This is a genomic window from Corallococcus llansteffanensis, assembly GCF_003612055.1.
Taxonomy (GTDB): Bacteria; Myxococcota; Myxococcia; order Myxococcales; family Myxococcaceae; genus Corallococcus; species Corallococcus llansteffanensis.
In genome coordinates, this window is the sequence record NZ_RAWB01000782.1 from 1 (window position 1) to 3,693 (window position 3,693).

General features: G+C 68.9%; 4 protein-coding genes. 1 reads left to right on the forward strand and 3 read right to left on the reverse strand.

The features are described from left to right. Window positions 1-124: 124 nt before the first annotated feature. Window positions 125-904, reverse strand: a complete 780-nt coding sequence (locus tag D7V93_RS40075) for an oxidoreductase (protein WP_120648293.1) — start codon at window positions 902-904, stop codon at window positions 125-127. Between the two features lie 123 nt (window positions 905-1,027). On the opposite strand from D7V93_RS40075, the gene D7V93_RS40080 reads away from it, so the two are divergent. Then, window positions 1,028-1,915 (forward strand): LysR family transcriptional regulator, encoded by an 888-nt coding sequence (locus D7V93_RS40080; protein ID WP_120648294.1) that lies wholly within the window; start codon window positions 1,028-1,030, stop codon window positions 1,913-1,915. Window positions 1,916-2,241: 326 nt separating this feature from the next. Here the strand turns inward: D7V93_RS40080 and D7V93_RS40085 are convergent, their stop codons facing one another. Together D7V93_RS40085 and D7V93_RS40090 are read right to left on the reverse strand one after the other, a co-directional pair. Beyond that, window positions 2,242-3,087, reverse strand: a complete 846-nt coding sequence (locus D7V93_RS40085) for an N-acyl homoserine lactonase family protein (RefSeq protein WP_120648295.1) — start codon at window positions 3,085-3,087, stop codon at window positions 2,242-2,244. A 2-nt stretch (window positions 3,088-3,089) separates the two neighbouring features. Continuing rightward, window positions 3,090-3,668, reverse strand: coding sequence for a TetR/AcrR family transcriptional regulator (locus D7V93_RS40090; protein ID WP_120648296.1), 579 nt, complete (start codon window positions 3,666-3,668; stop codon window positions 3,090-3,092). Window positions 3,669-3,693: the final 25 nt, after the last annotated feature.

A 3,693-nucleotide genomic window follows, 5' to 3' on the forward strand; every position in this document is an offset into this window, starting at 1 on the left:
CTGGTATAACCCGCTCCGGCGCCACTCCGCGCTCGACTACGAGTCACCCGCTGGTTACGAGAAGAAGCACCGCGCTGCCGCTTGAGGGCGAAAGCGCGGAACGCTCTGCGGAATCGGGGCAACTTCAGTGGGCCTCCAGCTCGCGGGCGACGAAGGCGTTCTTGTCCTCGAGGGCCTTCACCGTGTCGCTGCCCAGGGCCAGCCGCAGCGGAGGCTGCTCCAGCTTCACCAGCTCGAGCATCGCGGTCGCGAGCTTCGCCGGGTCGCCCGGCTGCTGGTGGTTGAGTTCGACCGCGCGCGCCCGCATCGCGCCGGACGTCTCCGCGTAGTCGGGGATGATTCGCTCCGTCCGGGTGAGCGACGCCGCGTCCAGGAAGTCGGTGCGGAAGTAGCCGGGCTCCACCACCGTGACGTAGATGCCCAGCGGGGCCAGCTCATCGTGAAGCGCCTCGCTCAGGCCCTCCACGGCGAACTTCGTGGAGCAGTACACGCCCCACCCCGAGGACGAGCGGTAACCGCCAATGGAGGACAGGTTGATGACGTGTCCGGAGCGCTGCCGCCGCATGACGGGCAGCACCGCGCGGGTGACGGCGAGCAGGCCGAAGACGTTGGTGCGGTAGAGCTTCTCGATCTCGGCGGCGCTCGCCTCTTCCACTCCGCCGAGCAGTCCGAAGCCCGCGTTGTTCACGAGCACGTCGATGCGGCCCGCCTCCGCCACGACGCGCTGGGCCTCGGCCTCGTCGGTGACATCCAGCTTCGCGACCACCAGCCTCGGGTGGACCGCAAGGGGAATGCTCCGGGGGTTGCGCGCGGTGGCGATGACACGGTCTCCCGCGTCGAGCGCCGCCTGGGCGATGAGGACACCGAAACCACGGGATGCGCCAGTGATGAGCCAGGTCTTCATGTGCGTGCTCCTCGTCAGGGGTTGGTGACAAGCGAAGAGATAGACCGGGGACACCCATGAGAGAATGCGCACGGAGGACACAAGACTGTTGAATCTGGCTCAACAGCAGAAAGGGGCCCCCCCATGCAGGCCGACGTCCGTGAGCTGACGGTGTTCTTGGAGATCGCCCGGCACCTGAACTTCCGCCGCGCGGCGGGGGCGCTGGGGGTGACGCCGTCCGCGCTGAGCCACAGCTTGAGGGGGCTGGAGGAGAAGCTGGGCCTGCGGCTGGTGCACCGCACCACCCGGAGCGTGGCGCTCACCGCGGCGGGCGAGCGGCTCGCCGAGCGGCTGCGGCCGGCGTTCCGGGACATCGACGACGCGCTCGATGACCTGAACACGTTCCGTGAGGCCCCCGTGGGGAAGCTGCGCATCAGCGCGGCCCGGGTGGCGATAAGGCTGAGCCTGCTGCCAGTGCTGGGCCCCTTCCTGGAGGCCCATCCCGGCATCGAGGTGGAGGTCGTCGACGGCGCCGCGTTCGTGGACATCGTGAAGGAGGGCTTCGACGCGGGCGTGCGCTTCCACGAGCGCGTGGCCGCGGACATGGTGGCGATTCCGCTGGGCCCCCCGCTGCGTTCGGCCATCGTCGCAACGCCCGCGTACTTCGCGAAGCATCCTCCGCCGAAGACGCCCAGGGACCTGGCCGCGCATGACTGCATCCAGTTCCGGTTCACCCATGGCTCACGCTACGCGTGGGAGCTGGAGCGCGATGGCAAGGCCCTGGAGGTGGAGACGCGAGGCTCGCTGACGCTCAGCGACCAGGTGGAGATCCTCGAAGCCGCGCTCGCGGGCCTGGGGCTGGCCTATGTCTTCGAGTCGCAGGTGGAGTCACTGCTCCGGCAGCGGCGGCTGGTTCGCGTGCTGGAGGACTGGTGCCCGTCCTACGCTGGCTTCTTCCTCTACTACCCGAGCCGCAGGCACCTGCCGCCCGTGCTCAAGGCCTTCGTGGACTTCGTGCGGGCCCGGACGTGATTGCCCAGAGGCTCATACCGTCAGGGAACCATCGCAATCCAAGGTTTCGCCGACTGTCTTCTACCGCCAGGGCGCCAAGCCCGCCCGGCCCTCCGAGGTCCAGACGGTGACCCGCCAAGGAACGCCCTCCACGTCCGACCGTGGGGGGCGTTCTCATGCAGGTGCCACAGCCCCAGGATGAGTGCCTGCAGGACCTCCGCGTCCTGTTCTTCGAGGAGCAGCGGCAGCATCCGGTCCGTGGCGCGTGACCGCACGCCGGAGGGCTGTTCGAGCTGCGCCAGGATGTCTGCGCCCCGTGCCCGCTCCCTCGGGAGCGCCCTCCGGGCTCACTCCAGTGCGGCTGGGAACGCAGGCAGGGTCCGGAAGTCTTCAGGGGCATGCTCCACGACGAAGTGGCCGTGCGCGTCCTTCACCAGGGCCTCGACCCGGGAGATGGAGGCCAGTGTGGCCTCGCGGCTGTCATTGAAGGCGGGCACACCGTGGCGCTCCCAGTTCTCCCGCGTGTGACAGAGGTCTCCGGACAACACATACGTCCCCGCTTGCCGCAATCGCAGCACCAGGGACTGGTGCCCGGGCGTATGGCCCGGCGTGGAGATGACTTTCACCGTACCGTCGCCAAACACATCCAGGTCGCCGTCCAGCAACTGGACCCTGGCGTCGCGCCAGCCGGAGAAGCCACCGGGGTCCACGCCCGGGGGCGCGGGCGTCCGGGTGGCCCATTCCAGCTCGCGCCGCTGCAGGAGCCACGTCGACGCGGGAAAGGCATTGGCATTGCCCGCGTGGTCCGCATGCAGGTGTGAGAACCCCACGTAGCGAACGTCCGAAGGCTTGAGCCCCAGTTGCTGGAGCTGCGCCGCCAGGGAGGTCTCCAGCCGCAAGCGATTGCCCACCGGGTCTTCCGCGCCGCCCTTGAGCCCGTCGCTCAACCCCGTGTCCCAGACGAGCGTGCCCTGGGGGTGCTGGATGACGAAGCACGGGACGATCAGTTCGCCGGGCTTGCCTCCAGGAGGGCTGCCGTCCGCGAAGAAGCCCATGTCCTTGACGTCGATGTGGCCGCAGTCCAGCGCGTAGAGGCGGACCGCCGGGGGCCGTGAGGCTTCCGGCGCGGAGGAGCGCACGCACGCGCCCGTGAGCAGCCCCAGCAGGAGCCCGGTGAGAGGGATTCGCCGCATGTTCACAAGCCCTTCAGGACGGTGTCGACAATCCGCTCCAACCGCATGGCGTCCTCGGCCGTCTTTCCCAGGACCCGCAAGCCGGTGAGCGTGTTGAGCAGGAGGGCCGCCAGCGCTTCCGCATCCTGGGAGGCATCGAGCTCCCCCGTGCGCTGCCCTTCCTGGATGACGGCCAGGAACGCCGCTTCGGTCTGGTCGAACATGCGCGCGGCCAGCTTCGTCGCGGAGGCATCGCGCCCGGCCAGCTCGATGGCCGTGTTGATGGCCATGCAGCCCCGGCGCTCCGGGTCCGCGAGATCGATCTCGATGATGGCGAGCATCAACGCCCGCAGCCGCTGCTTCACCTGCCCGGGACGCTGAAGGAGCGCGAGCAGCTTCACCGCCTCGTGGTCCAGGTAGTGGCGCAGCGCGTGCTCGAAGAGGCCGTGCTTGCTCTCGAACGTGTTGTAGAGGCTGCCCCGCCCCAACCCCATCCGCTCGCCCAGCTCCTGCGGCGTCGCCGCCGCGTAGCCCTTCGCCCAGAAGACCTCCATCGCCTTCTCCACGACGGCTTCCGGCTGGAACTTCCGGGGACGTGCCATGGCGGCCTTCTACGACGTTTTGTAT

Bases quoted from the DNA above. Each gene is read 5' to 3' on its own strand.
- D7V93_RS40075 (WP_120648293.1), bottom strand. From the start codon at position 904: ATGAAGACCTGGCTCATCACTGGCGCATCCCGTGGTTTCGGTGTCCTC.
- D7V93_RS40080 (WP_120648294.1), top strand. From the start codon at position 1,028: ATGCAGGCCGACGTCCGTGAGCTGACGGTGTTCTTGGAGATCGCCCGG.
- D7V93_RS40085 (WP_120648295.1), bottom strand. From the start codon at position 3,087: ATGCGGCGAATCCCTCTCACCGGGCTCCTGCTGGGGCTGCTCACGGGC.
- D7V93_RS40090 (WP_120648296.1), bottom strand. From the start codon at position 3,668: ATGGCACGTCCCCGGAAGTTCCAGCCGGAAGCCGTCGTGGAGAAGGCG.